Raw genomic sequence first — 20,297 nt, forward strand, 5'->3', positions numbered from 1 at the left:
TTATATTTCTAATCATCATTTCATATTATGTCATCAAAAGTTCTTAATGTAGGTTTGATAGGATTCGGACTTTCGGGAAGATACTTCCACTCCCCATTTTTGAGTACAAATCCTAACTTCAAACTCAAAACAGTTGTAGAGCGTAGTAAAAACGAAGCACAGGAATTCGACCCTGAAATAGAAAATGCGCGCTCAACAGATGAATTACTCAGCGATCCGTCTATCGATCTTGCTTTTATCTGTACCCCAAACGAAACCCATTTCGCATATGCAATGGACGCGCTGGAAAACGGCAAACATGTGGTGATAGAAAAACCATTTTCTGCGACCGCGGAAGAAGCCCAACAACTTGTAGCTCTGGCAAAAGAAAAAGGTTTGATCCTTACAGCTTACCAGAATCGCAGATGGGATTCTGACTTCCTGACCATCAAAAAAATCATCGAAGAAGGAAAAATCGGAGATGTGGTAGAATATGAATGCCGCTATGATCGCTTCCGTCCCGTGGTACCAACTGAATCATGGAAAGAAAAGGCTGTACCAGTCGGAGGAAATCTTTATAACCTGGGACCTCACTTGCTCGACCAGGCGCTGGTGCTGTTTGGTGAACCTCAAACAGTTACTGCCGACATTAGATCTGTACGTCCGGGAAGTGAAATTGATGACTATTTCGATATACGCTTGGGATATGACGATAAGCTGGTAATCGTGAAATCCAGTCTGATGGTATATGAAAATTTCAGTCGTTACAACCTTCATGGCACCAAAGGTTCATTTATTAAAGGCGGACTCGATCCACAGGAAGAAACGCTTCGCCAGAATGTGCTCCCAACGGAACAGCCGTGGGGACATGAACCTGAGAATCGTTGGGGAAAATTATACAGCGATGACTTCACTGGTATTGTAGAAAGCGAAGCAGGAGATTATGCACCCTTTTACCAGAATGTATACGATGCTATCGTGAACGGAGCAGAATTGGCAGTGAAGCCGGAAGAAATACTCAGAACCTGCAGGGTTATTGACCTTGCCTTTGAAAGTAGCAGCAAGAAGGCGGTTATGACCTATTAATTCAGGTTAAATGCAACCGGTAACGGCAGGCTTTGGAAACTATTTCCTTGCCTGCCGTTTTTTCGTATATAGTTTCCCGTCATGAGTATAAACGTTTACGCAATCTATATAACATTTCCCATTTGAGGCTAAAATAGTACCTGCTATCTCATATTAATTAAATCCTATATACGTAAATTTACAGCCCAAATCTGACATGAGTGATCCATTCAGAATTGAATCATCCGTAATAACGAGTAAACGAGTCCGGAGCCTCTAACTCCACAAATAACTATACTTCATCATCAATATGAAAATCAAAGCATTAGTGCTGGGCAGCCTCATGGTTTTTCAGTCCGTAGATAGTATATCCCAGATTATCAGCACCAATCTCACACATCATAACAAAGGCAAATTATTTGTTTCATGGGGCTGGAACCGGGGCACCTACACCAAATCAAACATTCACTTTAAGGGGGACGAATACGACTTCAAACTAAAAAGTTTGGTAGCCAAAGATCGCCAGTCTCCCTTTACTGCTGCGTATTTCAATCCTATGAAAATAACAATTCCGCAGTACAACTTTAGAATTGGATATTTCTTCAATCCTAAGTATAGCATCTCGTTTGGTTTTGATCACATGAAGTATGTAATGCAGCAGAATCAGATTGTGAAAATAAGCGGAAAAATAGCCCCCGGTACAAACGCAAATCACGAAGGTGTCTATGACAATAATGACATAGCACTCACAGAAGATTTTCTTCAGTTTGAACATACCGACGGCTTGAATTATCTCAACATTGAACTGAGAAGAATGGATAATTTGCTGGATCAAAAAGTTTTGAAGGTTAAAAATATCGACGTCAATTTCATTGAGGGAGTCGGAGCTGGCGTCATGTTTCCGAAATCAAATGTTCAGTTGATGAACTACGAGCGAAACGATCAATGGCATATTGCAGGCTATGGTGTGAACCTCGTTGCCGGATTAAATGTGACGTTCTTCAAACATTTCTTTATTCAGGGAGAAGTGAAAGGTGGTTACATTAACATGCCGGACATTCTGACAACTAACTTTAGAGGCGACCGCGCTTCACAGCATTTCTTTTTCGCTCAGGCCAATGCCAATATGGGCTTAAGCTTTAAATTCTGAAAGTTACCTACTCAACAGGGTGCCACAGTATGAGCCTGTTGCCCCTGTGTTATCTCATGATGTAAGCACACTCCTACAAAAAGGAGTTTCCGCAACATCCCGAAGTGTTGGAAACATTCGTATTCAATAAGATGAGTTGATCGTGATTTATCAATCTCAGTAGTATAACAATTCCATTCACTTGTCTGACGTGCTACAAAAGAAAAACGGGTAAGAAAGTTGATGAACTTTCTTACCCGTTTCCTGTAATGTACCTGACAGAGGTAGTTTAGCAAACAGTTGTTATTTAACTACCGCAGTTACCAGACGTTTCGTTTCAGTAGCGATCGAGAATGGCTTTGCAGTAATGTCTCCACCGTTATTTACTACAAAGCTGTAGTTTCCGTCAAGAAGATTTGAAAGGTCGAAAATCTTAGTATACTTTTCAGACTGAGGAATAGCTGAGCTATATACTACAGATCCGTCACCATCCTTAATTACTACAGATGATCTTTCTTTTACGTTGTCAAGTGTCAGTTTGAATTTCAGATCACTTGAAGAAACCAACTCGATAGCAGCTGCATTGTTAGCTACTTTATCACCAGCTACTGAAAGATTTGCAGCAGATACTCCCACCAAAACTGCAACAGATAAAATTAATTTTTTCATAATATTTCTAATTTTTTAAAGTCGTTTTTTTTACTAAACCAAATTGTACTTTTCAGATAATCTAAAACTGCACTTAAAGTTTATTTTCGCATCAGGAGCATTTTCTATTATTCCCGTTTTGATGATTCAAAGGTACGCCTAAACCTTTATAAATGTCAATAGCAGGCAGTTAGTTTATAAAAAGTTCTTTTTCCAGTTATCTATAAATATTAGAATAGTTATACGTTTGAAGTAAAAGTGCAATAATAAGTGTGAAATTTATCAGTGGAGCTACAAATCTAAAATAATCAAACTGTTGTACTTTTCAAATAAATATCATCATTCACCTGAAACCGTTGGTAAAAGTCCCTAAAACACGGAAAAGTAACAGTAACCTAAAATGATAGATTATATTAAAAAGAGAACATTCCATCAATAATATAGAGTCTTAATTCACTGATAACTAATCCATTTCTATTCATGCATCCTATTGGAAAGTCAATGAATATGGTAAAGTTAAGTTTCAAATTCTTGAACTAAACATAGAAAAATACAAATCAAATGCACTTTATGCCTATTTCTTATTTTTGTCTAAAAAAAGATTTCGCGTAGGCGTGTAGACCTCAAATTGAGAATAGATCAAAATCGAGTATAAAAGAGATAAAATAGGTAAAGTATTAATTTACTTATTGATCTATTTCAAGAAATTTTAATACTTTTGATAAATTAATGATTTACCCTTGGATACAATTTCTACCTCTAACAACGACAAGCTCCTTTGGCAGGCTTTCAGGCTTGGCGACGAAGTTGCATTCACTTCATTATATCAAAGGCACGTTCGGGTTTTGTACTCCTACGGAAAAAAACTGCTCTGCGAAGACGATGCAGTTGAAGATATCATTCAGGATCTTTTTATTGATCTTTGGCAAAATCGCGAGAGATTATCCGAAATTGACTCTCCAAGATTCTATTTGTTCCGTGCACTCCGCAGGCGCATTTACAAATCACGGCCAGCAAGCCAGTATACAGCGCATAATTGGGAGACCATGCCCGATGATTTACTTCCGGTTACACTTCCGGAAGAATTCTATATCATGGAAGCAGAGGATTCCAATAAGCAAAAGCAAAATCTCGCACACTGGCTTAAAGCTTTACCTTTACGCCAGTATGAAGTGCTGATGCTTCGTTATTATGAAGATTTCAGCTATCAGGAAATCGCTGAAATTTTATCAATTCATGAACAATCGGTCAGGAATCTTATACAGCGGGCTGTTCTCAAACTGCGCCAGCTTTCTCTGCACTATACTCTTCTCGTTTTCTTTGTAAATTTTTTTCTGTAAAAGTGAGTTAAACCTGGCACAATCCTCCTCTTACCTATGAGACGTGTCTAAATTAAACACGAAATTGTACCATGAGTCCGTACACAGACTTTGAACTGGAAGATTTTCTGGAAGACAGCTACTTCAAAGAGTGGGTGCATAATCCGTCGCAATCGTCATGCCAGTTTTGGAACAACTTTCTTCTCTGTAATCCGGATAAAGCTGAGATTATTTCTGCTGCCAAAGGAATCCTGTTTGCCATTTCAGCAGAGGTTGGTGATGACTTCCCCCATCACGATCAGGTAGCTGTAATGTGGAAAAAAATCAATTATGGTATATCTGCCCAACCCAAAAATCAAAGGGCGCTTTGGATGCGGCTATCGGGAGTTGCTGCGAGTCTATTGATCATTATACTAGCATCTGGCTGGTTTATACGTCCCGAACAGGCAAAACAGTCATTCACTTACACTACCCAAGTTTCCGACTCTCATAATAAACTGATAGAAAGAAAAAACCTGACAGCTAAGCCTATTATCATTGAACTACCCGACCATAGCAAGATCACTCTGGAACCCGCCAGCTCAATTAGCTATCCCCGCAATTTCAATGAAAAAGAGACCAGAGAAGTTTACCTTCTGGGAAAAGCCTTTTTTGATATTAAACGTAACCCTGAGCGGCCTTTCTTCGTATACGCTAACGAGCTGGTTACCAAAGTACTGGGAACAAGCTTTACGATCAGGGCATTTGAGGATGATCAGCAAGTGGAAGTTGTAGTGAAGACAGGAAGAGTGTCTGTTTTCACACGTAACAGTGATACTGACATGAACGCGCCACAAAATGAAACCATACTTACCCCCAATCACCGTGTGCTTTATTCCAGAAAAGAAGAAAGTATAAAAAAGTATTTAGTCGATGCACCTGAGGTTATTGTTTGTGCCGCGGTGACACCAGCCATTTCTGATTTTGAAGATGCTCCTGTCACTGACATTTTGAAGAACATTGAACAGTCTTATGGAATCGCAATTGAATACGATGAGCAACTGTTGAAGAATTGCCTGCTTACCGCGTCATTCTCGCAAGAATCACTATATGATAAGGTAGAGTTGATCTGCAAGGGAATTGAAGCGGAATTTGCTATTATAAACGCACAAATTGTGATTACGAGCAGAGGATGCCAATAACATTAAAACAAACCTAACCAATCCGTTCACTTTAAACTCCAACACCGTGAATTCCTAATCATCCGTAAAAAAGGCCAGCGATGTTTGCACCATCACCAGCCTTCTCATTTCTCCTCATTCTTTATTAAGTACACCCGCTTGCAACGGGTGGAGGAATCGTTTTGTCCCATTTTTTCCATGTTTAACAAAACTTCGTAAAGTTATGCAAAAAACTTATCCTAACTATCCTCTCTGGCACACCATTATGAGATTTAGTTGTACACAGCTCATTATTGCGGCATTACTATCCAGCTTTGCATCTGCGAAAATCAGTGAAGCTCAGGAAGTACTCAACAGCCGCGTTACCCTGAATATGCAAAATCAGGATGTTCGCAAAGTTCTGACCAGTATAGAATCACAGGTTAATGTGAAATTTCTATACAGTTCAAACCTAGTAAAATCTGAAAGAAAAGTCAGTGTAAATATCCGCCAGGAGCAACTTGGCGCGGCACTGAAGACTATCTTGCGTCCCCTCAATCTGGGTTTTGAAGTTTCGGGGAAGCAAATTATTCTTAAACGTATACAGCCACAGACAGGTAATCTCACTCCTACCATTTACAGGGAAAACAATACACTCGACCGCAGTATAACCGGGGTAGTAAGCGATAATAACGGGGCGGGTTTACCAGGCGTATCTGTTGTGGTTAAAAACACACAACGCGGAACCAACACAGATGCTGACGGTAACTACAAAATTGAAGTACCGGACGGGAATACTACGCTGACATTCAGCTTTGTCGGTTTTTTGCCAAAGGACGTAGAAATCTCCGGCAGCCAGACTTCCGCTAACGTAGTACTTTCACAAGATGAAAAGCAATTGAGCGAAGTGATCGTTGTAGGGTATGGTACAGCCAGAAAAAAAGACCTGACAGGTTCCGTGTCCGTAGTAAAAGTAAGCGAACTGACTGAACAACCTAACTCTAACCTGACTAACCAGCTGCAAGGAAGAGCTTCCGGTGTTACAGTATTGAGCTCTGGCCAGCCTGGAACAGCTCCTCAGGTACGTATCCGCGGTATCAACTCTTTCGGAAATAATGCTCCGCTTTATGTAGTGGATGGTGTACCTACTCAGGACATCAACAACCTTAACCCAAATGATGTTGCTACTATGCAGGTTTTGAAAGATGCAGGATCAGCTTCTATTTACGGTTCACGTGCATCCAACGGGGTTGTTATTATTACTACCAAGCGCGGTTCAGGGAAAGTAAAGATCAGCTACGATACTTATTTTGGTACGCAAACCACACCTAGAGGAAATGTGTATGACATTCTTTCTCCGCAAGGAATGGCCGATCTGAAATTTATGGCGCTACGCAATTCAGGTACTACTGCCATTGACGATCCTCAGTATGGAAAAGGACCAAATGCTGTATTGCCCGACTATATCGTTCCAACAGGTGCCAAAGAATCTGACATTGATTTTTCTAAGTACTATGTAAACCCGAATTACACCGAAAAATCGGATATGGATTCGTTTTACAGGATTGTAAAAGCCAACAAGCAGGGAACTGACTGGTTTCACGAAGTATTCAAAAATGCACCACTTCAAAGCCATAATTTGACTGTGAGCGGTGGCGGGCCTCAAGGCAATTATCTGTTTTCTTTCAACCATTTTAACCAGAAAGGAAACCTTATGAATACCTATTTGAAACGCTATACGATACGTGCCAATACCCAATATAATATCGGTAAGCATTTCCGTATTGGCGAAAATATCGCTTTATCACTTGTAGATAATCCAAGAACTGGTATTCTGGAAGAAGGAGGTGGTATTGGTATGGCTTTCAGGATGCAGCCTATTATTCCTGTTTATGACGTACAGGGCAACTTTGCAGGTTCATTTGGTAGCGGTCTTGGCAATGCCAAAAATCCTGTTGCGATTCGTGACAGAGCAAGAAATAACAAAGGTCTTGGCAATGCACTTATCGGAAACATGTTTGCCGAATTCGATTTCTTGAAAGACTTTACCGTAAGATCTACTTTTGGTGGAACGATGTACTCTTCTACTTCCAACACCTTTGGTTATCCTGAATGGGAGAATGCTGAAAACACCACTACCAACTCCTACACAGAACTTTGGCAAAATGGATATAACTGGACATGGACCAATACACTTACTTATGAACACAATTTCAACGAGCTGCATAATGTGAAAGTGCTTTTGGGTACAGAAGCATACAACTCAATGGGGCGCGAAGTGGGTGGAACTACCCAGGGATATTTCTCTTTTGACCCTAATTTCACAAACTTATCTACAGGTTCAGGAACACCAACCAACAGAAGTGCAAGATGGGAAGAATCTCTTTTCTCTTACATTGGCCGTATTGATTATAGCTTCAAAGATCGCTACTTGTTGAGCGGAACGGTTCGTCGTGACGGTTCGTCCAAATTCTTGACTCAATATGCAGTATTCCCCGCAGTAAGTGCAGGATGGCGTGTAACGCAGGAAGATTTCATGAAAGGACTAACCTGGCTTACAGAATTAAAAGTACGCGGAGGTTATGGCGTCATGGGAAATCAGTTCAACATTGCCACTGCCAACGCGTTTACAACCTATGGCCAGGACAGAAGTCACTCTTTTTATGACATAAGAGGTACAGGAAACAGTACAGTGCTAGGTTTCCAGAGAACGCGGGTAGGAAATCCGAATGCAAGATGGGAACGTAACATCAACTCTAACATTGGTATTGATGCGCAGTTATTTGGCGGTGCTATTGACCTGACTGTAGATTACTACCAGAAAAACATAGAAGATCTTTTATTCTCTCCTGAACTTGCCGGAACTGTGGGCCAAGGGACTGCACCTGCTGTAAACATTGGTAAAATGAAAAACAAAGGGATAGATCTTTCTGTTTACGCTGAAAAGAATGTTACAAAAGACCTTAAACTGAATGCTACAGCTACTTTAACAACTTACAACAACAAAATTGTTAAGATCACTGATGGCGTAACCTACTTCGATCAGGAAGGACGTCGGTTCAATGGTAGCACAATCGTAAGAAATGCGGTGGGGCATTCTATTGGTCAGTTCTACGGCTACCAGATCAGTGGTTTCTGGAATTCGCAAGCTGAGATTGACCAAGCTAACGAACAGGCAAGAACAAGAACAGAAAATAATGCAGCTGTTTATCAGAATGAAGTTAAAGTGGGACGTTTCCGCTATGCTGATACCAATGGCGATGGTATGATTACTGCTGACGACCGCGTGTTCCTGGGTAATCCAAGTCCGAAATTTAGCTACGGCCTGAACATTGGAGCAACTTATAAAAGCTTTGATTTTGGTATTTTCTTCTACGGCGTACAAGGAAACGACATCTGGAATAACTTGAAATGGTGGCATGACTTCTACACCAACTTCCAGGGGGCGAAAAGCAACACCGCTTTGTATGATTCATGGACTCCTGAAAATCATAACGCAACTGCTCCTATCCAGGAAAACACAGGTTCATTCAGTACAACCAACGTTCCTAACTCTTACTACGTAGAAAAAGGTTCTTACCTGAGAGCAAAAAATGCGCAAATCGGATATACACTTCCTCAAAGCGTGTTGAGTAAAATCAAAATTGACAAAGCAAGAATTTATGTTCAAACAGCCAACCTGTTTACCATCACCAAGTATTCTGGCCCGGATCCTGAGATCGGTCAAAGCCAGGTTGAAGGTTCTACAGCATTTGGTTTGGATGAAGGTGTTTACCCAAATACTCGTCAATTCCTGATTGGTTTAAATCTGACATTCTAGTTCACTGTATTATAAAACAGAAATGAAGATGAAAAAAATTAGCTTTTCAAAAATAGCACTCATCGTTGCATTCGGTATCGCATCCTATTCATGTAACGACGATTTCCTGACAAAACCGGCGTTGGGTTCACTAAGTGATGCACAACTTAGTACAAAAGCAGGTGTACAAAATCTATTGATCGGCGCATACGCTGCGCTTGATGGAAATGGTGTAGGTGCAGCCAGCGCATGGGATGCTGCTGCAGACAACTGGATATATGGAAGTATAGCTGGTGGCGATGCGAAAAAAGGTAGTGACGGTGCTGATCAGCCAGGGATCAACTCGATCATGATCTACAGCGCCGGACCAAGTAATGGTTTCTTCAACAGTAAATGGAGAGCGGTTTATGAGGGTATCAACCGCGCCAACACTGTTCTGAAATTTATCCCACTGGTAACATCGAACATTACAGATGCAGAAAAGAAAAACTACACTGCTGAAGCAAGGTTTCTGAGAGGACATTACTATTCGGAACTGAAAAAGATGTTCAACAAAGTACCTTGGGTAGACGAAACAACTGTAGACCCAGCTGCTGTAACTAATGATGCCGATATCTGGGGTAACATTGAGGCCGACTTCCAGTTTGCTATGGACAACCTTCCTGCCACACAATCGGAAGTAGGACGTGCCAACAAATGGGCTGCAGCTGCATATCTGGCAAAAACGTATTTGTATCAAAAGAAATACGCTCCTGCAAAAGGGATTTTCGACCAGGTGATCGCACAGGGTGTAACAAGCAGCGGAACAAAGTACGGCCTCATGCCTAAGTACCAGGACAACTTCGATGCTGCCAAGAAGAATCTGGAAGAGTCGGTTTTCGCTGTTCAAATGGCTGCCAACGATGGAACCAATACCATTGACAATGCCAATACGGGTGGTATGCTGAATTTCCCATACAACTCTCCATTCCGTTGCTGTGGGTTTTACCAGCCAAGCCTTGATCTTGCGAATTCTTTCAAGACAGATGCAAGCGGCTTGCCATTGGTAGATACCTATAATGCAACTACTTTGAAAAATGATATGGGGATAAAATCAGAGGTTGCATTCACAAACGACGCTACTGTAGCTTTGGATCCTCGTATAGACTGGACTGTAGGACGCCGTGGTATTCCTTTCTTAGACTGGGGCAACCATCCGGGCCAAGCATGGATTCGTGACCAAACCTATGCAGGTCCATATTCACCAAAGAAAAACATGTACTGGCAGGCTACTCAGGATAAATATTCTGATCAGCATTCATGGGCTCCGGGAACTGCCATTAATGTGCAGATTATCCGTTTTGCAGATGTATTATTGATGGCGGCAGAAGCTGAGGCTCAACTTGGAAATCTCGATAAGGCACAGGAATACGTAAACCGAGTACGCGCCCGTGCAGCTAAGCCTGAAAGTATGGTTTATACCTATGCGGATAATACAAAGCCTCTGGGAGGCTTCACTAAGACTCCGGCAGCCAACTACAAAATAGCGGTTTATCCTGCAGGTGCGTTTACAGCAAAAGGCAAAGATGGCGTATTAAAAGCCATTTACTTTGAAAGAAAGCTTGAACTTGCCATGGAAGGACACCGCTTTTTCGACTTGTCACGCTGGGGGATAGCTGACCAGGCTTTAAACGCTTATATCGCGTTCGAAAGTAAAATTACACCGGATGTGAGTGGTGGTAAGTTTATCAAAGGTGTAAATGAATACTTTCCTATTCCACAACGCCAGATTGACCTCAGCACAAAAAATGGAGTATCCACTTTAAAACAAAATCCAGGTTACCAATAACTTCGAAGATCATACAAAAAGAGGCAGCATTCAAACTGCCTCTTTTTGTATATTTAGCTTTTCCAATTCCTTATTCATGCTCGTTTTGGCCAGAGTTTTATTAGTTCTCCTTTGTGTTACTTTCTGTTTAAGCTGTAAGAAAAGTCGGGATGACGAAAAAGAAGTTGCCGGCAAGCAGCTGTCAGACAAATATTGCAGCTCCTGCCACTTACCCGTGTCACCTAAAATGCTGGAAAAAGAGAGCTGGAAAAAACGGGTTTTACCTGCTATGGCGAAGCAATTAGGACTGGAAGTATTCCAGAACAGCGGTTATTATCAAAATCCGCAATCTGCGATTTCTATTGAAGACTGGAACAGCATTTTAGCCTATTACGATTCATTGGCGCCGATTCAGCTTAGTCCTGCCAAAGTATCGGTAGCACTTATAGAAGATGTGTCAATATTTGAATTACAAAAACCCACAACTGCCTCTTCCATTGCTACCACCACATTGGCTGTAATAAATCAATACACGGGCAACATTTTCACCAGCGATTCAGAAACGGGCAAACTATATCAATGGGATAAAAATCTCAATCTCACACGTTCGTCCCAGCTTCCATCACCAGCTGTTCACATTGAGTTTAGTCCCGATAAACAGGCACTCATTACTGCTATCGGAGAAATGAAAGCCATGGACATTGCCTCCGGAGCTGTCCTACTGGCAAAGAACGACATACATAGCGCAACGCCTGTAGCCACCAATCTGATCAGGCCTATACATACGATCTCGGCAGATTTCAATAAGGACGGACTTACAGATTATGTTACATCCAGTTTCGGGCATAACAAAGGCGGACTTTATCTGACCAGACAAAAAAATAATAACCAGTTCGAAACTATTCCAATTCGTGAGGTAGCAGGTGCCACACAAAGTATAGCTGTAGATTTCAATAACGACGGCTGGACAGACATTGTGACTTTATTTGCTCATGGAGATGAAGGCATCTGGCTTTTTCTGAATGATAAAAAAGGCAAGTTTATGACTAAAAACTTACTGCGTTTTCCTCCTGTTTACGGATCAAGCAGCTTTCAACTTACTGATATCAATAAGGACGGCAAGCTTGACATTATCTACACTTCGGGTGATAATAGCGATTATTCAAGAATATTGAAGCCTTACCATGGTTTGTATATTTTCACTAATGAAGGGGAACTGAATTTCAGGCAAAGGTATTTTTACCCCATAAATGGTGCCACAAGGGTGGTAGCTTCGGATTTTGATCTGGATGGAGATATAGACTTACTATCCATCGCATTTTTTGCCGACCTAAAAAACAACCCTCAGGAAGGAGTCGTGTATTTTGAGAACCAGAATCCGGCAGATCGAAACAATTACAACTTTATGCCTCATGCCATTCCTGTCAATAGAGAAGGACGGTGGATTACAATGGATGTGAAAGATGCGGACGGAGATGGGGATCCGGATGTGGTATTAGGAAACTATTCCAAAGGCTTTCTGAATGAGAGAAATTTCACCCCTGACTGGAATAGCAATACACCATTTGTACTTCTGCGAAATAAAACCAGATAAGGACATCACTCTTTCCGTTTCCAGTCGGCCGGCAGCAGTGATGAAAAACGATCCTTACCCAGGTCACCAGCTATTTCTATTCCCATTGGCATAACTACCCAGCCTTGCGGCGTGATCACAGCGTAGCCGCTTGGTAAGGATATCTGCGTAAATGGATGAGGCATATCCGCGTAGGGAGATCTTTCCCGCTTCTTCATATAAAAAATTTCCAGTGCGGTACCGGAAACCAACAGCCGTTCTGTTTCCAACTCTCCCGGACGGATCAAACGCATACCACGAATCGCTTCAATACGATTGTGTAGGTGATTGGATAACAGATTCTGTCCATTCACTGATCTTACGGTATTGAAAATCCGGAGTGAGTCAGGTATTACCTGATACACCTTAAACCCTTCTTCTATCAGACTATCCGAAACCATGCTTGCCAGTAAATGCTTCATAGACCCGGTATATGCAGTTTCCTGATTAGCCCGCCACCGCTTTTTTTCCGCTTCGTCCTTAGGTTTCAATAATTCAAAGCGGGTACTTCCACCATAATACACCTTCCCCTGATAAAAATCAAAGTCATCCAGATCCTGAATAATCCTGTAGCCGAGTGCGTTGTTTTCGATAATAACTGGTTTGGTACTTTGAGCACTTAAATGCCCGTTATCCTCATCGAAGATCCTGATCACCTCAGGATTTACAATCCGGCAGTATTTGGCAAACGAATTGGTACCCAGTAATTCTCTGGTAACAATCTTCAGATTTCTTTCACGTCTTTTATTTTTCTTTGCATACACAGTCACGCCCTGCAACTCCATCCCCTCTTTCATTTTAAACATCACCTTCTTGTTGCCCGGCTGTTCGAACCTTAAGGTTTGCCGAAGCGTTTCGTATCCCAAAAAAGATACGCCTAATTCGAGATTACCAATCGGTAAATTCTGCAATCTATAGTTTCCATCACCATCGGCATTAGCCCCTATTGTGGAATTATTAATAAATACGTTTGCAAAAGGAAGAGGCTTGCCAGTTTTCTCATCTGTTACAGTGCCTGTGAGCGTTACGGTATTGGTTTGACCAAAACAAATGCTCACAGAGATATAAAAAAAAATAGCAATGACGGTAGTCTGCCAAAATAGCTTCATATATTCTGTCATTGTTGGATTACTCAGCTAACATGAAATACAAATATACATGCATCTATAATAATCTCTCTTCGGCTCGCATCGAGATTACATCTATTGTATAAAAACGGGGTGGCATCAAAAGATACCACCCCGTTGAAGACTTATTATGAATTTATTTCAATCCCAGTTCTTCACCGATTGCCTTTACCTTCTCTTTCAGATCAGCATACACTTGGTCAAAATCTTCATTTTTTTCCAAAGCAGCTGTTACCCCGATATAGAATTTAATCTTTGGCTCAGTTCCGGATGGACGACAAGTGAACTTGGTGCCATCTTCTGTAAAGAACTGCAATACATTCGAAGGCTCAATTCCCATCTCTCCTGACGGAATAGAAACTGTAGCATTTGTATTAAAGTCTGTACTGGTCAAAGCTTTATAATCGTCCATTCTAACAACAGGTGAGCCTGCAATCGTTTTAGGAGGGTTAGCTCTGAAATCAGCCATCATTTGCTGAATTTCATCTGCACCAGCTTTGCCTTTTTTGGTAAGAGAAATCAGTCCTTCGTAATAGAATCCGAACTGCTTGTAGATTTCCATCAGCATATCGAACAGGCTCAATCCTTTATCTTTTGCGTAAGCGGTAAGCTCAGCAACCATGGCACAAGAAGCGATTGCATCCTTATCACGCACAGCATCACCGATCAGGTAACCATAACTTTCTTCTCCACCGCCGATAAATTGTTCAATACCTTCCTTCTCGCGGATCACCTGCGCGATGTATTTGAAACCTGTGAGTGTATTATAGCAGTTTACACCATACGCTTCCGCCATCTTGTCAATCAGGTCAGTGGTTACGATGGTCTTGCATACAAACTGCGTCCCTGTCAGTTTACCCGCATCTTTCCATGCATTCAGAAGATAGTAGATCAATACGCTGGCTGTCTGGTTGCCATTCAGTAATTGAATTTCACCATGGTGATTTTTTACTGCCACCCCTACTCTGTCTGCATCAGGATCAGTACCCATCACAAGATCCGCGTCAATTTCCTTTGCTTTTTCGACAGCTTTGGACATGGCCTCTGTTTCTTCCGGGTTAGGGTAAACCACAGTCGGGAATTGTCCGTTACCATTTGGTTCTGCCTGTTCCTCTATCACAGTCACGGCCTCAAAACCCATCTTCGCAAGTAATGATGGCACCAATGTTACACCTGTTCCGTGCAATGGCGTATATACAATTTTGAGATCCTTCTGGCGTGCAATTGCATCCTTGGAGATTGAAAGTGACAAGATATGATTCAGGTATTTCTCGTCTATATCCGCGCCTATTTTAGTAATCCTTGCCGGATTACCGTCAAATTTTACATCATCGATAGACTGGATTGCATTCACTTCCTCGATAATGTTGGCATCATGCGGTGCAACCACCTGAGAACCATCGTCCCAGTATGCTTTGTAACCGTTATATTCTTTCGGATTGTGAGATGCTGTTACGACAACGCCACTCTTACATCCCAGTTCACGAATAGCGAAAGAGAGTTCCGGCGTGGGACGTAGCGCTTCAAAAAGGTAAACGTCAATTCCATTAGCTGAAAATATATCTGCGATAATTTTGGCAAATTCATCTGACTTGATGCGGCTGTCATAAGCCACAGCTACACTTTTTTCTCCGGTAGGAAATGCCTTATTAATGTAATTAGCCAATCCCTGCGTTGCAGTTCCAACGGTATAACGGTTCATTCTGTTTGAACCAATTCCTATTAATCCTCTTAATCCCCCAGTTCCGAATTCGAGATCTTTATAGAAAGCATCTGTTAGTTCGGTATCATTTGCCTGGTCAATCAGTTGCTGAATTGCCTGTTTGGTGTCGATATCATAATCGCCGGTAAGCCAGCTATTGACTTTGGCCATTACACCCGGTTCCAGTTTTGCGGTCATAATTAATTTTAGTAGAAAGATTTAAGGTAATTTATTAAAGTGGAGATAACTTTTAGTCTGCTATTAATGAACAGACTAACGATACCCGGATTTATGTTGAGTAAATTAATATTAGCTAAAATGCTTACTTGCTCTGATCCAATTCTACGCTCACCAACTCTTTGACAGTTTCTTTGGAGGTCTTGTGAATCAATTCCGAAATCAGACCTGTCCAACCGGTTTGATGGCTCGCACCACAGCCACGGCCATCATCTCCATGGAAATATTCATAAAACAGAATGTGTTCATTAAAATTAGGATCCTCCTGAAGCTTTTTGTCGGTTCCATATACAGCTCGTTTTCCATCTTCATCCTTTCTGAAAATATTGATAAGACGATTTGCGATACCTACGGCAGCGTCTTTAATCGTGACAAGATTTCCAGAACCCGTTGGGTACTCTACCATAAAATCTTCGCCATAGTAAGCATGAAATTTCATGAGAGAGTCAAAAATCAGATAGTTTAGCGGGAACCATATAGGTCCTCTCCAGTTAGAATTACCTCCCATGATATCTGTCAGTGCTTCACCAGGTGTATAATCTACCTGCAAAACCTCGCCGTTGATATAAAATTTATAAGGGTTCTCTTCGTGGTATTTCGACAACGCCCGAACTCCATAGTCAGACAAAAACTCATTTTCATCCAGCATACGCTTCATGATCATTTTCATCCGGTGACCACGTAGGATCGACAATAGCCGGTTTTCACCCTTACCAGATTCAAACCAACGTGATATCAGTCGGGCAAGATCGGGTCTGTTTGCCAAAACCCATTCTACACGACGTTTGAAAACCGGCATTTTATCCAGATTCTGAGGATCGAGAATTTCAACAGCGAATAGCGGTATTAACCCTACAATCGAACGTACTTTTAATAAAATGCTTTGTCCGTTAGGAATATGAATTACATCGTAATAGAACTGATCCTCTTCATCCCAAAGACTGATCGACGAATTTTTTCCACCGATAGACTCCATCGCACCCGCAATATGCAGGAAGTGCTCAAAGAACTTTGAAGCCATATCCTGATACACCGGATGCGCCAATGATATCTCCACTGAGATTCGAAGCATATTAAGTGTATACATAGCCATCCAGCCAGTCGCATCTGCCTGCTGCAGCTTACCACCAAACGGCATTGGAGTCGATCGGTCAAATACACCGATATTATCCAGACCGAGAAATCCGCCACTGAAAATATTATTCCCGGTATCGTCCTTTTGGTTAACCCACCAGGTAAAGTTCAGGAGAAGCTTATGAAAGATTTTTTCAAGGAATTCAATATCACCTACACCATTATTCTGCTCACGGTCAATCTCATATACTTTCCAGGTGGCCCATCCGTGAACAGGCGGGTTCACATCAGAAAAATTCCATTCGTAAGCAGGAATCTGACCATTTGGATGCATGTAATATTCACGGAGCAGTATTTCCAGCTGCCGTTTGGCAAAATCTGCATCCACGCGCGCCAGTGGAACACAGTGAAATGCTAAGTCCCACGCTGCAAACCACGGATATTCCCATTTATCGGGCATTGAAATAATATTAGCTGCATACAAATGCTTCCATCCTGAATTTCGACCCCACTTTCGTCCCTGATTAGGGCCAGGCTGGGCAGGATCACCTTTCAGCCATTCATAAACATTATAATAGTAAAACTGCTTGCTCCATAGCATACCAGCATAGGACTGTCTCTGAATTGATTTCAGTTCAGGATCGGTAACATCCTTGTGCAGATCATCATAAAATTCGTCTGTTTCTCTGATACGTTTTACGATCAGATCTTCAAATCCACCAAATGGCTCAGAAATCGTATGATTTACAAAACGCATGCGGAAGGTAGTACTTTCGCCAGCTTTAATCGTTCTGGTAAAGCGAGCCGAAGCTTTTGTACCAATACTGTTCGGATTAACTGTATTGGTTTTACCTCCGCTTATAATATAGTCGTTGATTCCATCTTTCGGGTAAGCAGTCGTATTGGCTGTATTATATAGCTTTCTGAAATTGGTTTCATTTTCACAAAACAGCAATTCGTCAGCTCCATCCAGATACAAGTTGTACTTACCATGTTTACGGTGCGTCACTTCTATAAGTCTGTGTGATATGCCATTCATCATGGGTTTATAATTGAAAGCCTCATATCCCCACGACCAGGTATTTCTGAACATGATGGTCGGCAGGACGGTAATAGGTGCGTCCTTGGGGCCTCTGTTGAAAACCGTTACCTTCATCAATATATCTTCTTCATCAGCTTTGGCATGCTCAATGAAAATATCAAAGTACTCATTGTTGTCAAAGATGCCGGTATCCATGATCTCATACTCCGGATCTTCTTTGCCTCTTCTGCCATTTTCCTGACGCAGGTTATCATAAGGAAAAGCCTGCTGAGGATATTTGTAAAGCATTTTTGTATAGGAATGCGTAGGTGAACTATCAAGATAATAGTACATTTCCTTCACATCCTCGCCGTGATTTGACTCCCGGTTGGTAAGACCAAATATTCTTTCCTTTATCAGTTTATCCTGATGGTTCCAAAATGCAAATGACAAACAGATATGCTGCTTGTTGTCTGAGAATCCACCAATACCGTCCTCACCCCAGCGATATGCTTTTGAATAGGCCATTTCGTGGGTAATGTAATTCCATGCATCGCCATTACCGCTATAATCTTCCCTCACGGTTCCCCACTGACGTTCTGATAAATAGGGCCCCCACTTCTTCCATCCCCTATTTTCCTTCTGAAGGCTTAATCTTACTTTTTCAGCGCCTAGTGCCATTAATATAGTCTATTTTCTTAATGAATCAATTCTCTGTAAACAAGCACAATATATAGAGATCAATGGTAAAATAGCCATTAGTCTTTATATTAAATTATGGGTTGCGCAACTAGTAACCGCCTGAGCAAGCCCTCTTCACTGCCATTAATATCAGATTTTATTCCAATCTGATATATCGCTAAAATTAGCTATATCAACTGAAACCTGAATAGAATAATCTACATCTCCGGCATAAAATGCGGTCGTTTCCGCTGCTTTCACAGAAGTTTCCACCAGTAACGGATGCCTCTCCGTGGACAACAAGGCGAGCACATCTCCGATATATTCTTTGAACATAAAAGGATTTGATAACCTGTAATATTTACCGTCAGAACCATGCAAAACGGGCACAGCTTTGTATTCACCTCCCGCATTGATCTGCCCGTACATCTGCCTTGCTGCAACATACTGCTCGTCAGATTCGCTGAATAAGATTCCTTTCACAGGTTTCGTTTTTATCGTTTCTTCCTGAATCCTCTTATCCAGGGAATTAAGAAGTTCGCGCAGCTGCCACGTATTTTTACCGGTTCTGATTCTTTCCCGTATTGACTGACGGATGAAATAGGTCAGAGCCTGAGTCACATTCAGTCCGATTTCCGCCATTTGTTTAAAAATGAAGGAAGTCGGCGACATACCTGGAATCGTATTAGGATCGTGTAATAAAATAGTGCCATCGGGGGTAAGGAATCCATCAATACGTACACAGACATTGATGCCCAATTGCTCAAAAACCTGAGCTATAACATGCTGTATCTCCTGATTTTTTTCAAGTGAAGTATCTACCGGAATTCTTTTACGGCTTGCTCCGGCTTTGTATTTCGCATTAAAATCGAAAACATCCACCATCTTGATAACTTCACTCGGAGGCAAAGCAAGTGACTTTCCATCCGCAGACTGGATGCATCCGCATGAAAACTCCTGCCCCTCTATATACTCTTCAATTAATACCTGATCTTCGGCATTAGAGCTGCTGATGAAAAGTGAATCCGCTTGTTGGCTAAAGTGGGCGTCGACTAACTCAATCAATTGCAGGGGTTGATAAATAGTTTTCCCACCCGATACAACCGGGAAACCAATTCCTTCGTCGAGATTTGCCATTTTTTGAGCCCATACTCGTTTTGCCTCCATATTCAGCGATTGCCAAAACGAAGCCTGGATTTCTAACTGGAAAAAACACTGATTGACAGCCGCGACAAATTCTTCGACGGCGTCCTGTTTGACAATAGCTACTCCGATTGAAGAGCCCTGATGCGGCGCTTTGATCACCAATGGAAGTCCAAGGTGTTTTTTCAAAACCTGAAACAAAAGACTATATTCATGGGGAACCCACTGGCTGAAACGCAACGTCCAGCTTTTCTTTTGTTGCCCATTTACAAGAGCAATCATTTCGTTCTGAAGGATTTTATCGATTCCTACGGCTGAACCCATCATACCGGGGCCACTGTAAGGTATATGATACCATTCAAGCAAACCTTGTATGGCTCCGTCTTCACAGCCGGGACCATGCATAGCTAAAAATGCAAAATCGAAATGATCTTTGAATTGGGCTGGTGTTATTTCTACTCCAACCGTAGTTGGTACAGGCTCTTTCGCAAGTTCCGGGTAGGAGTCTATATAGGTTTTGAAGCCATCTGTTTGCAGATCAGGAGCAGGATAAAAATCGCGGATCTGGCTGGAATACATAAAATTATGCTCCAGCTTGATAAAGCGACCAAAGCTGTCTACAAAAACGGGAATAGGTTGAAAGAGAGATTTATCCAGATATTCGAAGGCGGTTTTACCACCGGCGAAAGAAATCTCCCTTTCACGGGACGGGCCTCCGAAAAACACTCCTATGCGCATAAAGTTATCCTGATTGTTTCATTCAAATAGTTGCCGCAATATAAGGCAGTATTTCAGATGAATCAATTCCGGAAGAC

At 41.7% G+C, this 20,297-nt stretch carries 12 protein-coding genes; 7 read left to right on the top strand and 5 right to left on the bottom strand.

All coding sequences use genetic code 11. The features are described 5' to 3' along the window. Positions 1–27 precede the first annotated feature (27 nt). Together AC1XUE_RS16325 and AC1XUE_RS16330 are read left to right on the top strand one after the other, a co-directional pair. Positions 28–1,065: a Gfo/Idh/MocA family oxidoreductase gene (locus tag AC1XUE_RS16325; RefSeq protein ID WP_483357054.1), complete on the top strand. Its 1,038-nt coding sequence runs from the start codon at positions 28–30 to the stop codon at positions 1,063–1,065. Positions 1,066–1,354: 289 nt separating this feature from the next. Then, positions 1,355–2,194 carry a hypothetical protein gene (locus tag AC1XUE_RS16330; RefSeq protein WP_483357055.1) on the top strand — a complete coding sequence of 280 codons (840 nt, stop codon included), beginning with the start codon at positions 1,355–1,357 and terminating at the stop codon, positions 2,192–2,194. 282 nt (positions 2,195–2,476) lie between these two features. Here AC1XUE_RS16330 and AC1XUE_RS16335 read toward each other — a convergent pair whose 3' ends face one another. Beyond that, a complete protein-coding gene (locus AC1XUE_RS16335) occupies positions 2,477–2,842 on the bottom strand; it encodes a hypothetical protein (RefSeq protein WP_483357056.1) in 366 nt (121 codons plus the stop codon). A 719-nt stretch (positions 2,843–3,561) separates the two neighbouring features. Here AC1XUE_RS16335 and AC1XUE_RS16340 point away from each other — a divergent pair. The 5 genes from AC1XUE_RS16340 (at position 3,562) to AC1XUE_RS16360 (ending at position 12,479) form a co-directional block, all read left to right on the top strand. Beyond that, complete coding sequence (locus AC1XUE_RS16340; RefSeq protein WP_483357057.1) at positions 3,562–4,161, top strand: RNA polymerase sigma factor; 600 nt, start codon at positions 3,562–3,564, stop codon at positions 4,159–4,161. Positions 4,162–4,232: 71 nt separating this feature from the next. Beyond that, positions 4,233–5,321: a FecR family protein gene (locus tag AC1XUE_RS16345; RefSeq protein WP_483357058.1), complete on the top strand. Its 1,089-nt coding sequence runs from the start codon at positions 4,233–4,235 to the stop codon at positions 5,319–5,321. Between the two features lie 202 nt (positions 5,322–5,523). After that, positions 5,524–9,099 (top strand): TonB-dependent receptor, encoded by a 3,576-nt coding sequence (locus tag AC1XUE_RS16350; protein WP_483357059.1) that lies wholly within the window; start codon positions 5,524–5,526, stop codon positions 9,097–9,099. Positions 9,100–9,127: 28 nt separating this feature from the next. Then, the gene (locus AC1XUE_RS16355; protein WP_483357060.1) at positions 9,128–10,906 is read left to right on the top strand and encodes a RagB/SusD family nutrient uptake outer membrane protein; all 1,779 of its coding nucleotides are present in this window, start codon (positions 9,128–9,130) and stop codon (positions 10,904–10,906) included. A 226-nt stretch (positions 10,907–11,132) separates the two neighbouring features. After that, a complete protein-coding gene (locus AC1XUE_RS16360) occupies positions 11,133–12,479 on the top strand; it encodes an FG-GAP repeat domain-containing protein (RefSeq protein WP_483357061.1) in 1,347 nt (448 codons plus the stop codon). Between the two features lie 5 nt (positions 12,480–12,484). Here the strand turns inward: AC1XUE_RS16360 and AC1XUE_RS16365 are convergent, their stop codons facing one another. The 4 genes from AC1XUE_RS16365 to AC1XUE_RS16380 form a co-directional block, all read right to left on the bottom strand. Then, the gene (locus tag AC1XUE_RS16365) at positions 12,485–13,606 is read right to left on the bottom strand and encodes a carboxypeptidase-like regulatory domain-containing protein (protein WP_483357062.1); all 1,122 of its coding nucleotides are present in this window, start codon (positions 13,604–13,606) and stop codon (positions 12,485–12,487) included. 154 nt (positions 13,607–13,760) lie between these two features. Next, positions 13,761–15,524, bottom strand: coding sequence for a phospho-sugar mutase (locus tag AC1XUE_RS16370; RefSeq protein WP_483357063.1), 1,764 nt, complete (start codon positions 15,522–15,524; stop codon positions 13,761–13,763). A 124-nt stretch (positions 15,525–15,648) separates the two neighbouring features. Then, positions 15,649–18,339 (bottom strand): MGH1-like glycoside hydrolase domain-containing protein, encoded by a 2,691-nt coding sequence (locus tag AC1XUE_RS16375; RefSeq protein WP_483357064.1) that lies wholly within the window; start codon positions 18,337–18,339, stop codon positions 15,649–15,651. Positions 18,340–18,489: 150 nt separating this feature from the next. Continuing rightward, complete coding sequence (locus tag AC1XUE_RS16380) at positions 18,490–20,220, bottom strand: D-alanine--D-alanine ligase family protein (RefSeq protein WP_483357065.1); 1,731 nt, start codon at positions 20,218–20,220, stop codon at positions 18,490–18,492. Positions 20,221–20,297: the final 77 nt, after the last annotated feature.

Source organism: Dyadobacter sp. HNCC25DJ187 (assembly GCF_056895255.1).

Excerpts from the sequence above, each read along its gene's own strand:
- AC1XUE_RS16355 (WP_483357060.1), top strand. The coding sequence starts at position 9,128 with ATGAAAAAAATTAGCTTTTCAAAAATAGCACTCATCGTTGCATTCGGT.
- AC1XUE_RS16375 (WP_483357064.1), bottom strand. The coding sequence starts at position 18,339 with ATGGCACTAGGCGCTGAAAAAGTAAGATTAAGCCTTCAGAAGGAAAAT.
- AC1XUE_RS16365 (WP_483357062.1), bottom strand. The coding sequence starts at position 13,606 with ATGAAGCTATTTTGGCAGACTACCGTCATTGCTATTTTTTTTTATATC.
- AC1XUE_RS16345 (WP_483357058.1), top strand. The coding sequence starts at position 4,233 with ATGAGTCCGTACACAGACTTTGAACTGGAAGATTTTCTGGAAGACAGC.
- AC1XUE_RS16330 (WP_483357055.1), top strand. The coding sequence starts at position 1,355 with ATGAAAATCAAAGCATTAGTGCTGGGCAGCCTCATGGTTTTTCAGTCC.
- AC1XUE_RS16335 (WP_483357056.1), bottom strand. The coding sequence starts at position 2,842 with ATGAAAAAATTAATTTTATCTGTTGCAGTTTTGGTGGGAGTATCTGCT.
- AC1XUE_RS16360 (WP_483357061.1), top strand. The coding sequence starts at position 11,133 with ATGCTGGAAAAAGAGAGCTGGAAAAAACGGGTTTTACCTGCTATGGCG.
- AC1XUE_RS16325 (WP_483357054.1), top strand. The coding sequence starts at position 28 with ATGTCATCAAAAGTTCTTAATGTAGGTTTGATAGGATTCGGACTTTCG.
- AC1XUE_RS16380 (WP_483357065.1), bottom strand. The coding sequence starts at position 20,220 with ATGCGCATAGGAGTGTTTTTCGGAGGCCCGTCCCGTGAAAGGGAGATT.
- AC1XUE_RS16350 (WP_483357059.1), top strand. The coding sequence starts at position 5,524 with ATGCAAAAAACTTATCCTAACTATCCTCTCTGGCACACCATTATGAGA.
- AC1XUE_RS16370 (WP_483357063.1), bottom strand. The coding sequence starts at position 15,524 with ATGACCGCAAAACTGGAACCGGGTGTAATGGCCAAAGTCAATAGCTGG.